Below are 20871 nucleotides of genomic sequence, written 5' to 3' on the forward strand. Positions count from 1 at the left end.
GCTTTTTGCGGGCACTACTCTCCTACTCAGTCAACCCAGTTTCAAACGCATATTTTGCTAACTCTGCCGTCGAATGTAAGTCCAACTTGTGCTTAATGTTATGGCGATGCGTCTCTACCGTTCGATAACTAATATTGAGTAAAGTGGCGATTTTCTTGCTGCTGTTTCCTTGAGCAACTAATTTAAGTACCGCTTCTTCCCTGCGGCTGAGAGGATTCGTTTTTTGCGTGGCAGGCACCACTTCTTGGGTAAAGAGTGTTTGTGTGACGGATTCACAGAAATACGTCGAGCCTTGGTTCACCGTTTTTATTGCTTGCACCATTTTCTCGGCCGAGATTTCCTTGAGCATATATCCTACGGCACCAGCTTGCATGACCTTCATGATGTACTCGCGATTATCGTGCATGGTCAACATAAGTATTTTGCTCTCTGGGCGCGCTTCTTTAATTACACCAGTCGCTTCAATACCGTTCATTATTGGCATGCTGATATCCATCAATATGACGTCCGGTTGCAAGTGCTTTGCGACCTCTATCGCTTCCAAACCATTACTTGCTGTACCCACCACTTCGATGTCAGGCTCTAACTCCAAACGAGCCATGAAGCCATCCAATACCACTTGATGATCATCGACAATCACTACACTAATCGGTTTATCCATAAACTATTTCATCCAAATTAAGCAGCACGGTAATCTCTGTTCCCAAGCCAAGCTCACTCATTAGCTCAAATTCACCACCGATGAACTCTACACGCTCTTGCATGTTCCTTAACCCAATCCCTTGTTGGTGCACTGCATGGTTAACCACAAATCCAAGCCCATCGTCACGTATGAGTAATTGCAGCATATTGCCCATTTTTTGCAAAGTAACCGTTACTTTTTTCGCTCGCGCATGTTTTTCAATGTTATTCAAAGACTCCTGAGCGACGCGATATAGTGTCGTTGCGACTTCCGAAGTCAGTTTATGCTGCTGAGTATCGAAATTGCTCTCGATATCAATCCCGGAATGGGAATGAAAGTCCTGTAGCAAGGTCGTCAGTGCTGCTTCTAAACCGATATCATCGAGGGCGCTTGGACGGAGCTGATGAGAAATATGCCGCACCTCGTTTATCGCGGTAACGAGCGATCGTTGTGATTTATCTAAGTGGGATTTGAGTTTTTCGTCTTCCAGTCTATGACTCATTAAGTCTAAATGACATTTACTGGAGACTAACAACTGATTGATTCCATCGTGCAGTTCTCGCGCTAAATGCTTTTTCTCATCTTCTTGGAACATCACGGTTTTATGTGCCAGTTCTTTCAGGTTCTTATCAGCGAGGCGATGCTCGTGCAGATTGATCGCCAAAGTGAGAACAATGATTACAGCAACGGTCACCGCTAAGATCACGACGACTGAGAAAAATGTCGTTTCGATATTTTTGTTCACCGCCGCGCGCATATTGGCGACTTCTCGGCTTACATCCTCAATATACAGCCCAGTCCCTATCATCCATTCCCACTTATCGAGCCATGCAGCGTAACTAAGCTTAGGGACAACTTCACCCGTAGATGGCTTTTGCCACAGGTACTGATGAAATCCACCACCAGATTGCGCTTGATACAATAAAGCTTCGATTAAGCGATCGCCATTTTCGTCTTCAAGATAGAGTAAGTTTTCCCCGACAAGCTCCGGAAGAACTGGGTGTACAAGGTTGGTACCATATTTATCATAAGCAAAAAAATAGCCGTCCGACCCATAACTCAAACGATTTAAAATCGCTTTCACACGCGTTTTGGCAACACTCTCTTCTAAAGTCGGATCGTTGTAGATGTAAGAAATGGAGTCAAAAGCGACGTCGACCGTATCTTTCAGCGCCGCTTCTTTTGATTGGATCAGGTTTTGATGAAAGATCTCTACCTCCCTTTTGCCAAGGGTCTTGGTTTGATAGATAGAGATCCAGCTGATACTCGCTGACACCAATACCACGGGTATCAGTGTCAGCAGAATTAACTTTGCTTTGAGAGGCATCCCTTCCCTCCATGAAACGCTGCCTTTACAGCTTACTATCTTAGCAGTACAAACGAATCGATTGTGTCTGCATAGACATAATTAACAGCTTAACAACTTGTCTCAAAAGGTAAAAACTCTCAGTTCACAAAATCTCTTTATTATCGAGTGATTAACTCATACCGTAAAAACCTGGGAAAAACAGCAAAGACGCCAACACAACAATCTGAATCGCGATGAATGGCATCACACCTTTGTAGATATCTCGCGTAGTAACCCCTGCTGGAGCGACACCTTTTAGATAGAACAAACTAAAGCCAAATGGCGGTGTGAGGAACGACGTCTGTAAGTTCATCGCAATAAGAATCGCAAACCACGTCATATTAATGCCCATCAATTCAGCGACTGGCGCAATAATTGGCACGATGATAAAACAGATTTCAACGAAGTCGATAAAGAAACCTAAAATCAGAATCACCACCATGGTAATAATAAGGAATCCCCACTTTTCACCCGGCAGTTCTAACATCCACTCTTCAACTAAATAATCACCACCAGTGTAGGTAAATGCCATTGAAAAGGCGGTCGCACCAAGTAAGATCGCAAAGACCATTGCGGTTACTTTAACTGTCTCTTTTGATGCATCATAAATCATCGACCAACTAAACTGTTTATACAATAGTGATAAAATTATCGCACCTGCACCGCCCAGTGCCGCTGACTCTGTTGGTGTTGCAATCCCTGCAAAGATGGAGCCCAATACCACGATGATCAATGCTAAAGGTGGCAATACAGCTTTCAGTGCGGTGAGCACTTCTTGTTTACGACTGATCGACTCATCGCTCTCTATCGCCTGTGCGGCTTGAGGGTTCAACTTCGCGTAGATGAGAATATAGATCACATAGGCGCCAACAAGTGTAATACCGGGCCAGATCGCAGCTTGAAATAGGTCCCCTACCGGTACGCCAAGTACATCACCCAACAAGATCAACACGATAGAAGGTGGGATAATTTGGCCCAACGTGCCAGACGCACAAATAGTCCCACACGCTAAACCTTTGTCGTAATTGTACTTGAGCATCACAGGAAGAGATATTAAGCCCATCGCAACAACTGATGCGCCTACCACACCCGTTGAAGCCGCAAGCAATGCGCCAACTAACACGGTAGAAATAGCGATACCACCGCGAACGCCACCGAACAAACGCCCCATTGATTCTAGTAGCTGTTCAGCAAGCTTCGTTTTCTGTAGCACTAGCCCCATAAAAACGAACAGCGGTACGGCCATTAGCACCGTATTTTCCATAATGGACTGAATTCGATATGGCATAAAAGCAAACATCTCGATGCCTTCAGCCCAAACACCAAAAATCAGCGCGATACCACCAAAAGTAAAGGCAACGGGAAATCCCAATAGAAGCGCAAAGAGCGCAACAAAAAACATCACTATACCGATCATAATGACTTCCTTTTACGACTTACCGTTATTACCGGCATAGATGAGATGAGGGTTGACAATTTTGTTGATTGAATGAAGTAACAATCCAATACCACTCACCGCCATAAAGAAAAATGACAGCGGAATCATCGCTTTGATAATCCAACGATATGGTAAGCCACCTGGGTCACCAGACGTCTCGCCTAACGCGTAACTTTCCTTAGCGAAATCAACACCAAACCAAGCTACCAGTAGGCAAAAAGGGAATAAGAAAAATAGTGTGCCTATGATGTCGATGATGGATTGTGCTTTGTAAGATAAGCGTTCATAAAAAATGTCGACGCGAACATGGCCACCGGACTTAATTGCGTAAGGCACACCAAGCAAGAACACGGCAGAGAATAGATGCCATTCCATTTCTTGGAATGCGATAGACACATCATTAAACACGTAACGCATGACAACGTCGTACACAACGTTTGCTAACAACAAAATAAACAGGATGCTGGATAACCATCCGAGGAAATCGCTAAAGCGGTTAAATAATCGCTCAATATAAATAAGACTTCTCATTCCGAACTCCGTGGAACGTTTAGATGCGCTCCGCTATGGTGCGGAGCATTCATTATGAAGTTTTCTTGGGCTTCGATAGCAGGCTAAACCTCTCGGCATCGCCTGCTTCATAACGTTATTGTTGAGCTTGACTGTTTAAGTACGCTCGGTGCGAAATATCTGACCATGGTCGAACTTGATTCATATAGTTCGCTTGCGACTCTTGAATCTCTTTCGCCAAAGCATCTTTTTCTGCATGTTCTTTCAACAAACGATCGTTTGCTTCTCGCAACGCAGCTACTACTTCAGGTGGGAAATCTTTTACTTCAACATTTGGGTATTCAGACTTAATAGATGCCCAGTTTTTGCCACTTTCGTGTTTCGATTGCGTGTACATATCGTAAGCGGCCGTTTTCATGGCTACTTGCAAAATCGCTTTTAGGTCATCAGGTAGACGATTCCAGGTACGCTTGTTAACGAGGAACTGAAGCTCAGTCGCTGGCTCATGCCAACCTGTGTAGTAGTAAGGCGCGATTTTGTGGAAGCCCATACGTAGATCCAGCGATGGACCAACCCATTCCAAGGCATCAATTGTGCGACGCTCTAGAGAAGTATATAGCTCACCAGGGGCGATATTCGTTGGCTTGGCACCTAACTCAGCCAAAATCTCACCAGCAAACCCTGGGATACGCATTTTCAAACCCTGTAAGTCCTCGACGGACTTGATCTCTTTTTGGAACCACCCGCCCATCTGAGTATCGGTATTACCGCCAGGGAAAGACATCAAGTTATGTGGAGAGTACACTTTTTCCATCAGCTCCATACCACCGCCGTAGTAAAACCATGCATACTGCTCAGTTGGCAACATACCGAAGGGCATAGAAGTGAAGTAAAGTGTGTTTGGAACCTTACCCTTCCAGTAATAAGACGCTGAGTGACCCATGTCATACTGACCCGACTTAACCATATCAAACACCCCAAAAGGCGCTTTATGCTTGTTTGCGGAATCAATGCGGATTTGCAAACGTCCGTTGGACATCTCTTCCGCCATTTTGGCCATGTTTTTTGTGGTATCACCAAAAATTGGGAAATTAGGCCCCCAAGTTTCAGCAAGCTTTAAACGATAGACTTTTTCAGCAGCGTTTACAGAAGTCGCTGCGAGTGCCATCGCGGCAGCGACAGCGGTTGTTTTGAGCACTCGTTTTAAAGATTTTTGGATTAGACTCATCGTTCACGTCCTTTATCACCAAGGTTATTGTTGTCATCCATTTCATTAGGATTGGCTGTATTCGGTATAAAAGATGTAACAATGTTGTCTAATGCGAAATGGGCATGAACACGGAAGCGAGTAATTCATCAATAAGGCATTAGCCTAAGGTATTACGTACAAGTACGTAGGACAACCGTCATGACAAAAGACTGTTAATAGCAAAATCAATAAATTATATTTTTATCTATGAATAAAAATAAAAGACAATACGTACGTATTTTTCTGCCAAAAAATTTACATAGTATTTAAGAAAATGTGACAAACCACTTATTGGCAGTGTTAAAGTCAGTACTTAATGCATTATTTCCAATACCAAGATAAAAAAATACCTCGGCATCGGCCGAGGTATTCAATCTAGAACGGTAGCGGTAATTAAACTGCTTTGTAGATAACTTTGTTACCTGCTAACTGCTCTTTTTGAACTAGGTTTTCTTCAAGAAGCTTCTTTAGTGCGCCAGTAGCCCATGATGCCGCTTTAGTATCTTCTTGACCTGCAGCTAGACCGATGCCTTTAGGGTTAATACCTTCAGCATTCGCCATAACGATGTCTAATACTTGTTGTTGCTTAGGAGTAAGGGCAACATCAACTGTTTTCACTGCAGCTACTTTTTTATCAGCTACTACTTTCTCCGCAACAGCTTTTTCAGCAACAGAAGGTGCTACTGCTTTTTCCGCAACAGGCTTCACTGCTTTAGGTGCTGCAGCTAAGTTTGCTACTGTCGCTTTAATGCGTTTTTGCAGTTTCATCTGCACTTTACGCTTATGAGCAAGTCTCATTGAATATTTCTCCAGTTCACTGCATCTCAGCAGGGATGAAAATTTGAAGCGCGTTTTATACCAAAATTCACAAGCAATTTGTAGGTTTTAGCGGCGAAACGCGATGAAAAATGCGCTCAAAGTATAGAACGTCTACTATTTAATCAGATATTTTATGAACGGATTTATTGAATACTGGGTATAAAAACAGAGGTTTGTTTTATTTTAAATGCAAATCAATGCACATAAAGCTACCCACTTATTTTTGGACAAGTATTCGATGAGGTTATAAGCATGGAAACGCTGCACCTAACAAATTCACATTTCAAACCCGACTCCCCTATCAACAGAATACTTTTGTTGCTTGTTGCACTCATCACTTTGTTTTTGGTTGCCATTTCTCCGGGATGGAAGCAAGCCATGTTGTCGGTCATTTTGATGTCTGCAATCGTTGGTTTCGCCATCTTGATGATTAAGAAAAGCCAAGTCACTTTTACGCTGACAGCTTCTCACTTTCAGCAACACCTTTTTAAAGGAGGTTGGGTCGTCCGATGGCGAAATATTGAGTCAATCGGTATTTGTAGCTACCAACAGGAAGGGTGGCACCAACCGCTACCTTGGATCGGTATTCGTCTAAAACACTACTCGCCCTACTTAAATTCAATCTGCCCTCGTATAGCGACAGAAATTCTCCTCAGCCAGCGAGCACTGCTTTACTTAGGCGCGAAACAAAATCAGTGTGAAGATAAGTTTGAGGATATAGTGCTTGACCCTAAACCGTATATAAACAGAGATGGGATTGAGTACAAAGGTTTGTTAGCGATGCTCGCCAACCGGATGAAGTATCAGAGAGGCTTTTATGGCTACGATCTATTTATATCAGCAAGTGATCTAGATCGTGAGGCTGAGGATTTTGTGGGACTGACTCGGCGATACTTAGCTGCCGCCGAGCCAGAATAATGCTTAGTACACGCACTTTTAGTAAAGCGGCATCTCGTCAGCAACGAACGGGTTAGTTTTACGCTCATGACCGAAAGTCGATTGAGGGCCGTGACCTGGGACAAACGTGACATCATTGCCTAAAGGCCACAATTTCTCTTTGATAGAACTAATCAACGTATTGAAATCACCTTGTGGGAAGTCAGTTCGACCAATGCTACCGTTAAACAAAACGTCACCCACAAACGCTAAACGCGCTTCTTCACTGTAAAGCACAACGTGACCAGGTGTATGACCAGGTGTGTGGAATACGTTCAGCACTTGATTACCAAAAGTGACAGTGTCACCTTCATTTAGCCATTGGTGCGGTTCAAACGCTTCTGTCAGCGGGAAACCAAACATTTGGCTCTGACCTTCCAAACCTTGCAACCAGAAGTTATCTGCCTTGTGAGGACCAACAATCTCTGTACCGCCAAGCAGTGCAGACAGCGGTTCCGTGCCACCTACGTGGTCCAAGTGACCGTGTGTTAGCACTAGGTTTACCACGTCAACACCCAGCTCTTTGATAAGCATAGCGAGCTGCTTTTCATCGCCGCCTGGGTCAACCACAATACCTTTCATGGTTTCGTCACACCAGACAATAGAACAGTTTTGAGAGAAAGATGTTACTGGAACAACTTGGTATTTCAGAGCCATAGATAACCTATACCGAATAAATTTGCATGAAAACTGCCGCAACTATGACACTAAGGCCTAGCGACTTCAAGCTTTGAACTGTGGGTAATCGACGACGTTCTGAGACTAGAAACCTTGTCTCAACTAGCACTACCAGGAACGAACAGCTCCCGTATCGATATGAACAAAGTTACTACCTGGATAATAACCCACGCCACCGGCTTTTAGGCTTAATGCAGCATCACGAACCGTTGAAAGCTTCACGCCGTCTAAACGAAAATCAATGGCCTTTCCTTCCATGTGCATGCTCTTTTTCGCTACACGAGAAGACCCGTTGCGCAGCGAGGCGTTAGTGGCAGGAGAACGGTAACCTGAAATGACGATCACCTCTGCTTCTGTACCAATTAACTTTTGAATTTGGCTTATTTGATCGAACAAGCGTCGATCCATCGGATGAACCTCATTCCGTCGATGGTCTCGACAAAACTCATTCAGCCTTTGAAGTTCATCATTAATGTATCTTTTTCCATCGAAATAGCATGTTTCGAGGATCTCTCCAGTATTAAGATTGTTCATCGCCAGCGCACGTGGCTCGTCAGGGAGTGAAGCCCAAGAAAATGATGGCAGGGCAGACGCCAACACCACACCACCAGCGGTCATTTTAAGGAAATCTCGGCGGGAAAAGTTACGACTTACCATTTCAAAATACAGTGCTCAACAACTAGACAAGTCGTGGACATTAACCAAACACATTTGTCACGTCAAATGCATAAAACGCTCCATCTTGATTTTCAGATGCAGTAATTATTGCTTAATTATTGAACGAAAAGAGAATTCTTCGTTTTGTAAATTTTCCTTAAAGATTTCAACTGCGGTGATCGTACTTATAGATATCATCACGGTAGTAAAGCGTTCCCTCTTCCAACCATGCTGTTTGATAAATGATGTGTACTTGAATGCGCTCTCCCAAAGGAACTGACGTGTTAGACCGACGAGAACTTTCTCGCTTTTTCGCTAAACGTTCTTCCAACCCCTGAGTTTTGAACAGAAGTTCTGCTAACTGGTCCGCATGTTCTACACGAACACATCCTGAGCTGAATGCGCGTCTGTCCTGTTCAAACAAGTTCTTACTTGGCGTGTCATGCAAATAAATAGCTTGTGGGTTAGGCATATTGAACTTGTACAATCCCAGTGCATTTTGTAAGCCCGACGCCTGTCGCATACGATAAGGAAATGTTCTCGGATTCACCGTTGCCCAATTGATGGTTGTAGGGTCAATAATTTCGTTCGAAGTCCAAGACCGAATGATTTGAATGTTATGGTTAATCAAATACATCGGATTACGTTTTACTTTAGGAATAATGTCTTTAACCATGATAGTCCAAGGCACGTTCCAAGTTGGGTTGAGAATAACTGAATCCAGTGCTACCGACATGATGGGCGTTTTTCTTGATGCTCTCCCTACCACAACTTTAGACTCAAACAAGGGTTGACCATCATGCCAATACGTGACTTCGTATCCAGGCACGTTAACAAAGACAACATTATCCCTTTCTTTCGACCAAATTCTTGAACGCTCAGAATTCAACGCCAGCAGATGCAATCGCTCTTGAGGAGAAAAGTTGATCCATCGAATGGTATTCGGGCCGATAACGCCATCTTCTTTCAAACCATGAATACGCTGGAACTCTTTTATCGCAAGCTCTAATTGTTCGTCATATTCTTCAGTGACTAAATCCAAGTAAGAAACATCTACGCCTACGATCTCCATTCGCTCAATCAATAGGGGTCTGTTTTCTAATATATCGCCAACACGTGCTAGCCCAGTTTGTTGATAGGCAGGATATTGGTACTGAGAATGTTCCGATAGCGAAGAATAGGCGGAGTAGAAAGCATCATCTGTTTGTAATGGAGACCGGAGACTTGCCAAAAACTGACCAAGTTTGCCAACCGTAATCTCATTACTCAGAACCGATAAAGTATCGATGCTAGGAGCGGGTAACGTAACATGGGCTTTGTCTGTAAATAGCCAATTAATCCCTTCTTCGGGGAGTTGCTCAAGATAACTAAGGTACATCAAGAGTGAATCTGTCATCACTAAATCGAAGTCGAGATTATCTCCCTGCCACCTTACTTGGTTTATCCGGTGAAGTTGATTTTCGAATTCATCGGTGACATCCGCAAGTGCAACCAGGTTTACTTGAAAAAGAAACTGCTCAATATCACTTTCATTTTCCCAGTTCAAACGGTAATTGGTGCTTTGATACAGTTGATCAATCACCTCTGGATAATGGATCATTTTTTCTACAGACAGCTTTTGTACCGCTCCCTCTTGCTCGACTTGCGCTGAAGCTTCGAGAGAAACGACGGTGGAAAAGCTGCAAAACGGCACTAGAAGTGCCGTCATGATTAAAACCCTAGCAAACACTGAAATGATCCTTGCGCTACTTGCCATAATAAAAAGTATGGCAAATATCTCACAGCTTGCAGGTTTAAAATTAAGAATCTGATGCCGAAAACGACAACAAAACTCTCTATAAGTAATTACTCAATGATCTTTCTAGATAATTCTCGACCAATGGTTGTCCCATTGCACTCCGCTTGCGAAGGTACTTTTTGACTCCTCAGGTCTTTGCTCTACCACTTTTCCCGCCCCAGAACTGACTCGGAACTCATCGCCATAGACCACAACACCAGAGGCATCTGGTAACGCACTTAGCTCGACCAATTTGCCCGTAGATTTAGACCATATACCATAACAACTGCCCGGAGGCGAAGTGGCTAAGATCCATTCATCGGTTGCTGCAATACTCGCAACGTAGTGATTGAAACGCGCCCACTCTTCAGGATCAGCTTGTAGATCCTGCATCTCACCACCACGCGTGTGCATGGCGATCAAGGCTGGATACTCGTCCGGCTCACCACGATATTGTTGCCCACAAAGCACGGTTTCCGCACCATCATGAGCTAAATGGCGAATACTCAACTTATGATCCGGTAAAGACACTTGATCCAATAGCTCCCCTTCTTGTGAAAGGTAACTCAGACTCGGTCTCATGCTATCAAGATTGAGAGGTTCACGGCCATTAGTGTGTACGCCACCAACGCCAATCGCCAATGCGCCATCAGGCATCATGATCACTTCATGAGGGCCAAGGCCAAAGCCTGTTAACTCATCGATCTTTTGATATTGCTTCTGTACATCATAAACACCAATGATCCCGCGGCTTGTCCCCCTCTCCCCTTCTGTGGCAAATAGCAACGTGCCGTCATGGGAGTAAACACCATGTCCGTAAAAATGGCGATTTGACTTTGCTAGTTGCAGTTTGATCATCTGCCCTGAGCGAAAATCAAATACCATGAAGAAAGTACCAGGTCGTCGACCAAAGACTACGGCGTGGCCTTGTTGGTTCGTTGCTACACCATGACCACGTTCAGGAATCGGCAATGAAGATAGCGGCATACCATGCTCATCCGCCACCACCGCTGCGAATTTGTCTCGGCCAATGATAGAGCAGCCGATCAACGCAGGCTCACGTGAGCTTGTTGAAGAACAACCAAATGGCATCATAGGTGTAGCCGCCCCGAATAGAGCGGCTTTCAGCAAGATTCGGCGGGTTTGATCAGTCACCATCGGTTGCATTAAATCCTATAACTACGCCAAGCTCGATCGCCACTTCTTCGTGAATCAGGTACTTCAATTGCTCTAGCTTATTGTATTGAGCGAGCACCATGCGATAGCCTTCTTTTGTTTGTAGTGCAGCAAACAAGCTCTTATCTTCTGGCCAAGTTTCTAACGCCATTTCAAACTGATGAACGACACGGTCTGCGAGATCTGCATGGCCTTGCTCTCTAAGTAGCGCATCTAGACCATTCCCGTTAGCAAAGTACAACGCTTCCATCCCTTGAAGGTTGGCTTTTAAGTTTGAAAGCGAGGTCTCTGAACGCCACGATTCTGAGAAATACGGGCGAGGCTTACCAATCTTCGCTAGCGGTCGGCTCAACTTCTTCATGCTGTATTCAAGCTGATTCGAGAGCAGTGAAATGTACTCAGACTCCCATTCCGTCATCTCTAGCGATTTCCAAGGGTTCTCTGCCCAAGAATCCGCGATGATCTGCGCTTTGTTATCGAGGTTTTCTGCAATCGCTACGCCTGTCACACAAGTATTGCCGTTGCTAGATAAGGTCGACGCTTTATCGTAAAGCAGCCATTCCAATGCACCTAAACCTTGCACGGTGACACTTTGGGTGGAGATATCTTCTGCACTCCAAGCTTGATCAGATTTCGTCAGTACAGACATTTTACGACCAGTGGTATTCTTTTTATCTGGCCAAAACTGAACATTCCAGCTTTGCTCCAACGCCGTAGCAGGGCCACGTTCTTGACCTTGTAATGCCATCCACGCAAGCATCGTTTGATGCCATTGCTGTTTTACTTGTGCATCATCTTTCGACTCTGATGCGCAGTAATCCGCGAAGCGCTGTTCAAGTTCTGTGGTTTGCGCTAAAAACGTCTGAGCTGATTGAAACTCAACCTCGTACACGCTTTGAGAAATATGACTTGTACTCTCAGGCTTGGCTGAGCTCGAACCGATGGTCGATTGGCAACCAACCAAACTTAACGTTGCGGCAATCGCACTCACTAACAGTGTTTTTTTCATGGTTGCTTCCTTATAGAGAGTTCAGAAACGCAATGAGAGCATCACGTTCTTTTTTGTTCAGAGCTAAAACATTTTGTTTCGCCGTTTCAGCTTCGCCGCCGTGCCACAACACCGCTTCCATCAGGTTACGAGCGCGGCCATCATGTAGAAAGTAAGTGTGTCCGTTTACTTCTTCGGTATAACCAATGCCCCATAGCGGTGCCGTTCGCCATTCACGGCCGTTTGCTAAGTATTCCGGACGGTTATCGGCTAAGCCTTCACCCATGTCGTGCAGAAGCATGTCGGTGTATGGATGGATAAGCTGCTCAGAAAGCGCTGGTAACTCTGGTCGCTTCGCCGTTTTAACACTGGTTTTATGGCAGCTTTCACAACCAGACGCAGCAAAGATTTGCTGACCAAGTTTCACGCTAGGCTCATTGATGTTACGGCGAATAGGTACGGCTAAGTGTTGGCTGTAAAACTCTACGAAGTCGAGAATATTTTCACTCACTTCAGGTTTGCCGCCATTTGGCATGTCGTCACAAATGCTTTGTTTCGAGGTACAGTTTTCATTTGGGAATAAATGGCTCGTAAGACCCACATCACCATTAAATGCTGCTGCATTTTGCTGCATTAGCGTCGGTTGTCCTGCTTTCCAGCCAAAACGACCAATCGAGAAGTCGTCCTTTTCAATATCCCACACCTTATTGACTTTGCCTGAGATACCGTCTTTGTCGGCATCTTGTTCATCAGCCCAAGCAAGTAGCGTTTCGTCGGGAATACTCTCCAACAAACCAAGGCCGATCATTGGTGGTGCCACGCGTGCTGAGAACTCGGTATCTGGGTGCATATCGCCGTAACCCAGATCGGTAATGTTCAAATGAGGTTTTCTTAGCGTCACCGTCGTACCGTCTTTAAATTTCACTGGGACATCGGTGTAAGTGATTTCGATTTTGCCTTCTGGCGTTTGATCTTGCAGAGCGAAATCTTGAAGCTGGCCACCATAAGTCGGCTCAGGTATGCCGCCATCTTTGATGTAAGCTTTCTTTTGTTCTGGCGTCATCGCAGGAATGCTTAAGCGCACTAACATAGACACGGCATGTAAATCATCTTTCTCTGGCGGATGACCACGACCGTCTTTGATGTGACAGTTCTGACAACCGTTGGTGTTAAAAAGCGGACCTAGGCCATCACGAGCGTCTGTTGACGCTGGCGCTTGTACCCAAGGGTTGCGGAAAAAGCTGTTACCCACACTAAAATCTAGGCGTTTGCTCATCGGCAGGTTGGCAGCAGGAAGAGAATAGGCATTCGCGCCATCTTTTTTAACACTGGTTTTGCCACCAGACTTAACATCGTAAGCCATGGCAGAAGAAGAAAGGATCGCGGCTAGCGCAGAAATTAGGTATGGCTTCATATCATTGCTCTACATAGACAACAAGGGTGATAACAACGAGCTCAAACGGCAAAAGGGCTCACAAAGAGCCCTTATTTATTATGGTTTTCTTATTAAAACTCGTGGTCAGCAGTATCAGGGCTTAGGCTGTCGATGCCGACAATGTTTGCCGCTCGCTCAATCGCACCAGTTTGCGCTACCAACGACATGATGGTGTCGTTTACCAGCGCGTTGCCTTGTGCGTTACCCGCCGCAATAAGTTGGTCAAAATGCTGGTTATTCTTCTCTGCAGAAGTCACTAGCTCACCAACTTGGCTAAGTGTTGTATCAAACTGCTTTTGAATGTCGGTCGCGGCTTTCTTATCTTTTTGAGCAACAAGATCAGCAATACTTGGACCAGATAGCTCTTTGCCGTTTACACCTTTGTATGTACCTGTGTAAACGTTGTAGATGCCTTGCTCGTTGTAGTAGTGAGAATTATGCGTGTTGTCTGAGAAACAATCGTGCTCGTCTTCAGTTGAGTTCGCTTCTAGTGCCACTTTCATGCGCTCACCCGCTAGCTCACCTAGAGAAAGAGAACCCATGCCGAATAGCATCTTACGTAGACCATTGTCCGCTGAGTCGTTCAGTAGCTCTTCACGGTAGTTACCTTTTACTTCAGCAGACCACTGCTTTTCCATCCACTCAAGGTCTTGAACCAGTAGATCAGCGGCTGCTTTTAGGTACTCTCCACGACGCTCACAATGGCCATTCGTACACTCAGAACCCACAACGAAATCAGTGTAAGCACGTTGACCTGCACCCGCGTTAGTGCCGTTTAGGTCTTGACCCCAAAGCAAGAATTCAATCGCGTGGTAACCTGATGCAACGTTTGCCTCAGAACCGCCTACTTCGTTTAGATCCGCTAGCAATTCTGGAGTGATTTTTGAAACGTCCAGTTTAGAAGCACCGATCTGTAGGCTAGTGTTCGCGATGATGTTGGCAGCAGCGCCCTCGTTACCCAATTCGTATTGGTAATCAGCCGCTACGTAGTCAATCAAACCTTCATCAAGTGGCCATGCGTTCAGCTGACCTTCCCAATCATCAACAATCGCGTTACCAAAACGGAAAACTTCAGACTGTTGGTAAGGCACGCGAGAATCTAGCCAAGCTTGTTTTACTTCTTCAAGCTTTTTCGCTGATGGTGATTGTAGAAATTCGTCGATTTTCACATCAAGCGCTTTCGCTGTTGTTACTGAATCAGCAAATACAGCATGGGCAACGTCCGCGTAATGTTCGACTACTTGTTGTTTAGTTACTGTGGCAGCAACGGTAGAACCACTGGCAATGAGGAGTGATGCAGCAATAGATTGGACTAAAACTTTTTTTGCATTCATCTGAAGCATCCTTGTTGAGCTTTTCAATTATCGTATTGGTAGTGCTAATTATTCTTATTTGCACTTTAGTCTCGAGATAATACAAATTTACAATTTATTTGCAACTCCAGATACAAAAAAACCTCATAAAAATGAGGTTTTTCACAGACTTTATTGTCAGTTTTATCTTTAGGATTAAACCTTTAGGTCATGTTTTCCGTGAGAGACTTTTGCCTTCAGATAATTTTCGTTGCCATCTTTGATATGTGCAGAGGTATTGACAACCTCGCCAATTTCAATTCCGTACTCAGATAACTCACGAATTTTCTTAGGGTTGTTCGTCACGAGGCGGATCTTATTCACGCCTAAAGCTTCTAGCATTTGTGCTGCTTCTGTGAAATCACGCAGGTCATCATCAAAGCCCAAATGGTTGTTAGCTTCGTACGTGTTCATGCCCTGGCTTTGTAAGCGGTATGCATCGATCTTATTGTACAAACCAATACCACGACCTTCCTGACGGAGATACAAGATGATACCACCGGACTCGCCCATGCGATTGATCGTCTCTTCTAGTTGCTCACCACAGTCACAGCGTGAAGAGTGGAACACATCGCCTGTCAAACACTCAGAGTGCATACGAACTAAAGGCATGTCCTGAGTTTGGTCCGCTTGTTTAAAGATAATAGCAACATGCTCTTTGTCTGTCTTCAGACCATGGAAAGACAGAATTTCGGCATCAATGTTACTTTTTGCCCCGACTTTAAAATCTACTCTGGCACGTACTTCCGCCATATCTATACTCACTCGATTTATTGCTTGATGCGCTTGATGCGTTTTCGTTATTGCATTCATGGGATTTACTCGTTGCTCTTCAACTATGGGGACTGATACCGCATTTTGCAATATAGAGATCACAATTGAGGGCAGTTATCCACTCAAGACAGCAAAAGAGAACCACTCTCCAACTGAACAATTGTTATATTATAACAATTTAAAAAAACTACAATAAAAAACCCCAGACAAATTTTGTCTGGGGTTTCAAGAAGGTCGTTTGGTCTATCTTTTAATGGGTCTGACTGCGCTTCCAAACGGCGAGTTCAATCCAAACTGCTTCGAGTTCTTGGATTTCCTCGTCGGTCAACACGGCGAGCGTTGAAGTAACTTGAGGCAGGTTCGGTGATTGCAATGCACGAATCTGCGAATAGAAGTCTTTTTTAAGTTGTAATATAACTGAATCCACTGCGTGCACCTATTCGTTCTTTTATTACTTATCCAGCTCAAAATTTTTATTTTCTTTATACTGGAAACTTCATAAATTCGGAAAAATGATAACATTCTGCTTGTTAAGTGCACAATTTATTTTTAATAGTGGAATAATGGTCACATTAATTACGCTTCACCATTCGGATCGAATATAAGACAAAAAAGATCAAAAATAGCACAGGAAAGATCCACAACAGCGCCGTGGAATAATTTAATGGTGGTTGATACAGAACAATATTCCCATAACGAGCAACTAGATAGTCCTTTATTTCTTGATCTGAGCTGCCTTCATTGGCCATCGTATACACTTTCAACCTCAGGTCTTTAGCCGCTTGTGCATTAGACTCGACAAGGTTTTGGTTTTGACACTGCGGGCAGCGCAATGTCTTGGCTAACGAGGTTGCACGCTGTTGCACTTCAACAGAATGAAATTCAAACAGATCAACATTCTGTTCTATATCCGCACTTCTCGTGAAAGGAGAAAATAGTATAAATAGGATTAAAGTGAGGAGAAGATTATTAAATCGAAACATTCAAGTATCCTGAAAATATATCGTTCCATTTATCTGCCGTTAGCTCTCCACGATATTTGATCAATATACGACCATTTGGATCAATCAAGTAAGTTTCCGGCGTTCCGATAACACCTAGCTCCACAGCGAGCTTTCCATTAGGGTCACTAATTACTTCAATATATGGATTTCGTTTAGAGCTCAAATATTCACGAGCGGCTTGTTTTTGATCTCTATAATTCAGCCCAATAATAGGCACACCGAGTTCTGCTAACTGCAATAATTCTTCATGCTCTCGTTTGCATACTCCGCACCAAGATGCCCAAACATTCAATAATTTATATCCGTCGCTTTTGAACAACTGCTCAGAAACCATGTCATCAGAGATCAGAGAAGTAGAGCGAAAATTAGGTGTCTCTAAATTTCGTTGTGGGGACAATTCAACATGTGGTCCCTCAGACAAAGCCACCGCAGTTACTACAGCAAACACGGCAACAGCCACAAACAGACCTGCGAGTTTAAGCGTATTTCTCGATCGCATTGATAGCCTCTCTTCTTTTCTTTAGGCCGGTTAATAGCGCGCCAAACACAGCTAGTAGCCCGCCAGACCATATCCACCAAATACCTGCGCGGTACTGAACTTTAATCGCATAAGCATGAGTATCGACTTTGTCACCCAATGTCACGTAATAATCGCCATGCCATAGTGAACGAATCGCAGGCTCGGTCATATTCATCACTCGCACAGGGTAATGACGCTTTTGCGGGTTGAAATTGAGCATGCGGCCATCTTCCAAGTGCAAGGTGATCTGTCCTTGTTCAGCGGTGTAGTTTGGCCCCACCAGCCATTCGATACCATGATAATCGATAGTGATCCCCGCCCTTTGTTGAGAACTGCCGGGTTCGACACGTAAATTGTGTTCATATGAGTAGTGACTGTTGAATACAGCTCCACTCACCGCCAGCGCAAAACCGATATGTGCCATCACGATTGGCATGAGTTTGCGCTTATTGGAACAACGAAACAGCATAACGAGATGCGCCGCAATCACCCAAGTAGCCAACGTTATGGTTAGCAATACTTCGAAATGCAGTGCGTGCACTAAGAAGATAAACCCGATCCCAGAGACAAGAGATAACGCAATACTGATCGCAATATCAGCGCTTACACTCGGCACTGTGCCTTTTGTCCATTTCAGCAGCGGCGTGAAAGCTAAGGAAATCAGAGCCAGTATGCTTAATGGGAAGATCAGACTATTAAAATAAGGTGCGCCAACTGAAATGTTCCCTAAACCGAGCAGTTGATAAACCATCGGATAAAAAGTGCCAAGAAAAACGATAGCAGTCGCAATAACCAGCAGCCCTTTGGCGATGTAAGCAGTGTAAGCTCGGCTCGCTAGAGATTGAAGTTTGAAGCGAGGGAGTTGTTCTCCTCGCAAAATCAATACGCCAAAAGTGATGATGATAAGCAAGCTCAATACACCAAGCAGCACTAAACCCTTAGTTGGGTCCACCGCAAAAGCATGCACTGAAGTCAGCACGCCAGAGCGCACCACGAATGTCCCTAAAATGCTTAGGCTGAACGTAGCAAACGCCAGTGCATAGGTGCTCCAAATTGCGCCTCTGTTACGTGTTGCGACAACACCGCTGTGCAACAAAGCAGTACCAGTAAGCCAAGGGAGTAGAGAAGCGTTCTCCACAGGGTCCCAAAACCACCAGCCGCCCCACCCTAGCTCATTGTACGCCCACCATGATCCCACCAAGATACCCAACGTGAGCGTTCCCCATGCAAAAAACGCTGCGCTTCGAGCAACCACATACCAATCGCTCATCGGTTGTTTACCCAATAGCGCTGCTAATGCAAAAGCTAATATTGCTGCGTAACCGACATAACCGAGATAAAGCAATGGTGGATGAATGATAAGCCCAACATCTTGCAACATTGGGTTTAGATCTCGTCCTTCCGACGCCAATACTTGGGCATACTCGAACGGGTTAGAGGTCATTAACGTGAACCAAGCAAATGTCGCAATAAGAACGTTCATGATTCCTAAACAGTCACAAGTATATTGGGCGTTGAGCGGTGACTTAAATGCAATAAACGACGCCCATAAACTCAAGGTGACGACCCAAAACAACATGGAGCCTTGGTGCCCACCCCAAGCGGCAGCAATTTTGAACGCCACGGGAAGTTGACTGTTGGAATGCGTAACAACATATTCCAACGCGAAGTTGTCTTGCACGAAGCAGACGATCAGAAGTGCTAAACAAATGATGGAAGCTAAGCTAATGATGTGGGACATCGCGACTTGATGCGGCAATGTCGCCTTCTTACCCATAGCACGACGTAGCCAATGCAGCAACGATGCACAAGTCGATGTTACAGCCACCAATATCAGTAAGAAGAACCCTAGCTCAGCCTCCATTTTTCCCCCTTACACTATGGTCATTTGACCGGCATAGAGAATGAAAGTACGTAGCATAAGTACGCCAACCAAGCTCAACGTCGTGACCACAAAAACGTAACTGCCTTTGTGGCGCACTTCTGAAGGCGTTAACCAATTGAGAGTCAAAGGCGTAATCATGCCGATGAACACTACGCCAACCCAGAACCATTGAGCCCAGAATCCACTCGAAATAGCATTCCAAGCCGCGACTTCGTTCTGACCACCGCTGAAGATCAGTCCAGTAAAGAATGTCACTAAGACAAACAGCTCAAACAATACTACTGGGCGTTCAAATCCGTGTACCCAAGACACACTTGGGCTGCTGGTCGACTCTTTAAACACCAAGATGCCGAACATCAAGCATGCCGCTGCACCCGAGGACAAACTAGAGAACAGGAACAAGATTGGCAGTACTGGATTGTTTAGCATTGGGTAAGTCTTCAATGCAGACAATAGAAAGCCAGTGTACGCTGCAAGCACGATGGCTAAGAAGCCCAAGAACAATTCAATGGCGTTGTTGGCTTTCCCCGCCTTAATCAAAATGCCATCGGCAAAATCCAGCAGTTTGCTTGGTAACTTCCCTTCACAGAAGCTGATGATTTGATGGCGGAAGATAACGCCAATCCAAACAAACAGCACCAGCATGTACACTTGGAACAAGATCACGCCCATCGACATCACAGACGTTGGGTTGTAGTAGATCATGATCTTCCAAAACTCTAAAGGCTTGGTTAAATGGAAAATCAAAATTACCAACCCAGCAATGATGCCAAATGGCGCAAGCCAAGCCATAGCTTTCATGATGCCGTTGTTTGCGGGATCACCTTCAATCACTTTGCGTTTTAAATAGATAGAAATCATCACCGCACCTGCTGACATCCCAGCAAGGAATAAGTAAATCGCGATGATCCAATCCCAGACTAACGAGTCAAAGTGGAATGCACTTTCGAAGCCGTTCATGATGACACCTCCCCTTTGCTATGCGGAATTTTGTACAGTTTAGGTTGCGTACCTAAATGCGATTTATCGCGATAGACAACATGGCTTTCGATAGCTTTGCTCACCTCGCTAGTTGGGTCATTCAAATCACCAAAGATGAGTGCTTTTGTTGGGCAAGATTCCACGCAAGCTGGCTGCTTACCTTGCGCTAGGTTGGTATCACGGCAGAAGTTACATTTATCCGCAGAGTGATCGACTGGATTAAAGAAGCGCACTTGGTAAGGGCAAGCGGCAAGGCAATAACCACATCCGACACATTTCTCTTTGTGCACATCCACGATGCCGGTCGCTTCATCTTTGTATGCAGCGCCTGTTGGACAAACGTACACACATGGTGGGTTATCACAGTGCTGACAGGATTCGCGAGTAAACTGGTATTCCACATCTGGAAATTCGCCAATCGGTTCACTGCGATGAATTTTAAGTCGCGTTACGCCTTCAGGGACTTTATTTACTTCGCGACAAGCATCGGTACAAGCGGTACAGCCAATACAGGCATTTTCATCATGAACCATACCCATGCGTTTCGCTTGTTCACTGTTGCTGGCATAGAGAGAGGAGCTAACAACGGAAGTGCCTGCAACGCCTGTAGTTAAAATCAACGCGCCGCTGCCGGCTAAAAAGTTTCTTCTCGAACATTTCAT

21 protein-coding genes are annotated in these 20871 nt (G+C 44.8%); 1 reads left to right on the forward strand and 20 read right to left on the reverse strand.

Annotated elements, in window-relative coordinates; translation table 11 throughout:
• Nucleotides 1–22: 22 nt before the first annotated feature.
• The 6 genes from R7F67_RS14615 to R7F67_RS14640 form a co-directional block, all read right to left on the reverse strand.
• Entirely contained in the window at nucleotides 23–661 is a 639-nt protein-coding gene (locus R7F67_RS14615) for a response regulator (protein WP_005376875.1), read from the reverse strand.
• Nucleotides 654–2009: a cache domain-containing protein gene (locus R7F67_RS14620; RefSeq protein ID WP_053306569.1), complete on the reverse strand. Its 1356-nt coding sequence runs from the start codon at nucleotides 2007–2009 to the stop codon at nucleotides 654–656. The genes R7F67_RS14615 and R7F67_RS14620 overlap by 8 nt, the downstream gene beginning before the upstream one ends.
• Before the next feature lie 151 nt (nucleotides 2010–2160).
• Nucleotides 2161–3447 (reverse strand): TRAP transporter large permease subunit, encoded by a 1287-nt coding sequence (locus R7F67_RS14625; protein ID WP_318057249.1) that lies wholly within the window; start codon nucleotides 3445–3447, stop codon nucleotides 2161–2163.
• Nucleotides 3448–3459: 12 nt separating this feature from the next.
• Nucleotides 3460–3999: a TRAP transporter small permease subunit gene (locus R7F67_RS14630; RefSeq protein ID WP_053306570.1), complete on the reverse strand. Its 540-nt coding sequence runs from the start codon at nucleotides 3997–3999 to the stop codon at nucleotides 3460–3462.
• A 115-nt stretch (nucleotides 4000–4114) separates the two neighbouring features.
• Complete coding sequence (locus R7F67_RS14635) at nucleotides 4115–5206, reverse strand: TRAP transporter substrate-binding protein (protein ID WP_017636112.1); 1092 nt, start codon at nucleotides 5204–5206, stop codon at nucleotides 4115–4117.
• A 414-nt stretch (nucleotides 5207–5620) separates the two neighbouring features.
• On the reverse strand, nucleotides 5621–6025 hold the full coding sequence (locus tag R7F67_RS14640) for a hypothetical protein (RefSeq protein ID WP_005376863.1): 405 nt from the start codon (nucleotides 6023–6025) through the stop codon (nucleotides 5621–5623).
• 273 nt (nucleotides 6026–6298) lie between these two features.
• On the opposite strand from R7F67_RS14640, the gene R7F67_RS14645 reads away from it, so the two are divergent.
• Nucleotides 6299–6964, forward strand: a complete 666-nt coding sequence (locus R7F67_RS14645) for a DUF2982 domain-containing protein (RefSeq protein ID WP_005386825.1) — start codon at nucleotides 6299–6301, stop codon at nucleotides 6962–6964.
• An 18-nt stretch (nucleotides 6965–6982) separates the two neighbouring features.
• Here R7F67_RS14645 and R7F67_RS14650 read toward each other — a convergent pair whose 3' ends face one another.
• The 14 genes from R7F67_RS14650 to nrfC all read right to left on the reverse strand — a co-directional run bounded on the left by R7F67_RS14650 (nucleotide 6983) and on the right by nrfC (nucleotide 20871).
• Nucleotides 6983–7639 (reverse strand): MBL fold metallo-hydrolase, encoded by a 657-nt coding sequence (locus tag R7F67_RS14650; protein ID WP_005376855.1) that lies wholly within the window; start codon nucleotides 7637–7639, stop codon nucleotides 6983–6985.
• A gap of 129 nt (nucleotides 7640–7768) precedes the next feature.
• Complete coding sequence (locus R7F67_RS14655; protein WP_031778936.1) at nucleotides 7769–8317, reverse strand: DUF882 domain-containing protein; 549 nt, start codon at nucleotides 8315–8317, stop codon at nucleotides 7769–7771.
• 166 nt (nucleotides 8318–8483) lie between these two features.
• Nucleotides 8484–10025, reverse strand: coding sequence for a murein L,D-transpeptidase (locus R7F67_RS14660; RefSeq protein WP_005376852.1), 1542 nt, complete (start codon nucleotides 10023–10025; stop codon nucleotides 8484–8486).
• A 153-nt stretch (nucleotides 10026–10178) separates the two neighbouring features.
• Nucleotides 10179–11261: a DUF1513 domain-containing protein gene (locus R7F67_RS14665; RefSeq protein WP_258476015.1), complete on the reverse strand. Its 1083-nt coding sequence runs from the start codon at nucleotides 11259–11261 to the stop codon at nucleotides 10179–10181.
• The gene (locus R7F67_RS14670; protein WP_054866138.1) at nucleotides 11242–12279 is read right to left on the reverse strand and encodes an imelysin family protein; all 1038 of its coding nucleotides are present in this window, start codon (nucleotides 12277–12279) and stop codon (nucleotides 11242–11244) included. Before R7F67_RS14670 ends, R7F67_RS14665 begins: the two co-directional genes overlap by 20 nt.
• A 10-nt stretch (nucleotides 12280–12289) precedes the next feature.
• On the reverse strand, nucleotides 12290–13672 hold the full coding sequence (locus tag R7F67_RS14675) for a di-heme oxidoredictase family protein (protein WP_065274667.1): 1383 nt from the start codon (nucleotides 13670–13672) through the stop codon (nucleotides 12290–12292).
• Between the two features lie 92 nt (nucleotides 13673–13764).
• Nucleotides 13765–15027 (reverse strand): imelysin family protein, encoded by a 1263-nt coding sequence (locus R7F67_RS14680; protein ID WP_054577693.1) that lies wholly within the window; start codon nucleotides 15025–15027, stop codon nucleotides 13765–13767.
• A 174-nt stretch (nucleotides 15028–15201) separates the two neighbouring features.
• Nucleotides 15202–15798, reverse strand: a complete 597-nt coding sequence (locus tag R7F67_RS14685) for a GTP cyclohydrolase II (RefSeq protein WP_025767283.1) — start codon at nucleotides 15796–15798, stop codon at nucleotides 15202–15204.
• A gap of 271 nt (nucleotides 15799–16069) precedes the next feature.
• The gene (locus tag R7F67_RS14690) at nucleotides 16070–16246 is read right to left on the reverse strand and encodes a hypothetical protein (protein WP_020480909.1); all 177 of its coding nucleotides are present in this window, start codon (nucleotides 16244–16246) and stop codon (nucleotides 16070–16072) included.
• A gap of 145 nt (nucleotides 16247–16391) precedes the next feature.
• A complete protein-coding gene (gene nrfF, locus R7F67_RS14695) occupies nucleotides 16392–16802 on the reverse strand; it encodes a heme lyase NrfEFG subunit NrfF (RefSeq protein ID WP_025767282.1) in 411 nt (136 codons plus the stop codon).
• Nucleotides 16789–17322 carry a DsbE family thiol:disulfide interchange protein gene (locus tag R7F67_RS14700; protein WP_062730522.1) on the reverse strand — a complete coding sequence of 178 codons (534 nt, stop codon included), beginning with the start codon at nucleotides 17320–17322 and terminating at the stop codon, nucleotides 16789–16791. Before R7F67_RS14700 ends, nrfF begins: the two co-directional genes overlap by 14 nt.
• Nucleotides 17300–19207: a heme lyase CcmF/NrfE family subunit gene (locus R7F67_RS14705; protein WP_104975450.1), complete on the reverse strand. Its 1908-nt coding sequence runs from the start codon at nucleotides 19205–19207 to the stop codon at nucleotides 17300–17302. Before R7F67_RS14705 ends, R7F67_RS14700 begins: the two co-directional genes overlap by 23 nt.
• Nucleotides 19208–19216: 9 nt before the next feature.
• The gene (gene nrfD / locus R7F67_RS14710) at nucleotides 19217–20188 is read right to left on the reverse strand and encodes a cytochrome c nitrite reductase subunit NrfD (protein ID WP_005443386.1); all 972 of its coding nucleotides are present in this window, start codon (nucleotides 20186–20188) and stop codon (nucleotides 19217–19219) included.
• Complete coding sequence (gene nrfC, locus R7F67_RS14715) at nucleotides 20185–20871, reverse strand: cytochrome c nitrite reductase Fe-S protein (protein ID WP_017636123.1); 687 nt, start codon at nucleotides 20869–20871, stop codon at nucleotides 20185–20187. Before nrfC ends, nrfD begins: the two co-directional genes overlap by 4 nt.

It is taken from the genome of Vibrio sp. YT-17, from assembly GCF_033337375.1.
In the GTDB taxonomy this organism is placed as follows: Bacteria; Pseudomonadota; Gammaproteobacteria; order Enterobacterales; family Vibrionaceae; genus Vibrio; species Vibrio alginolyticus.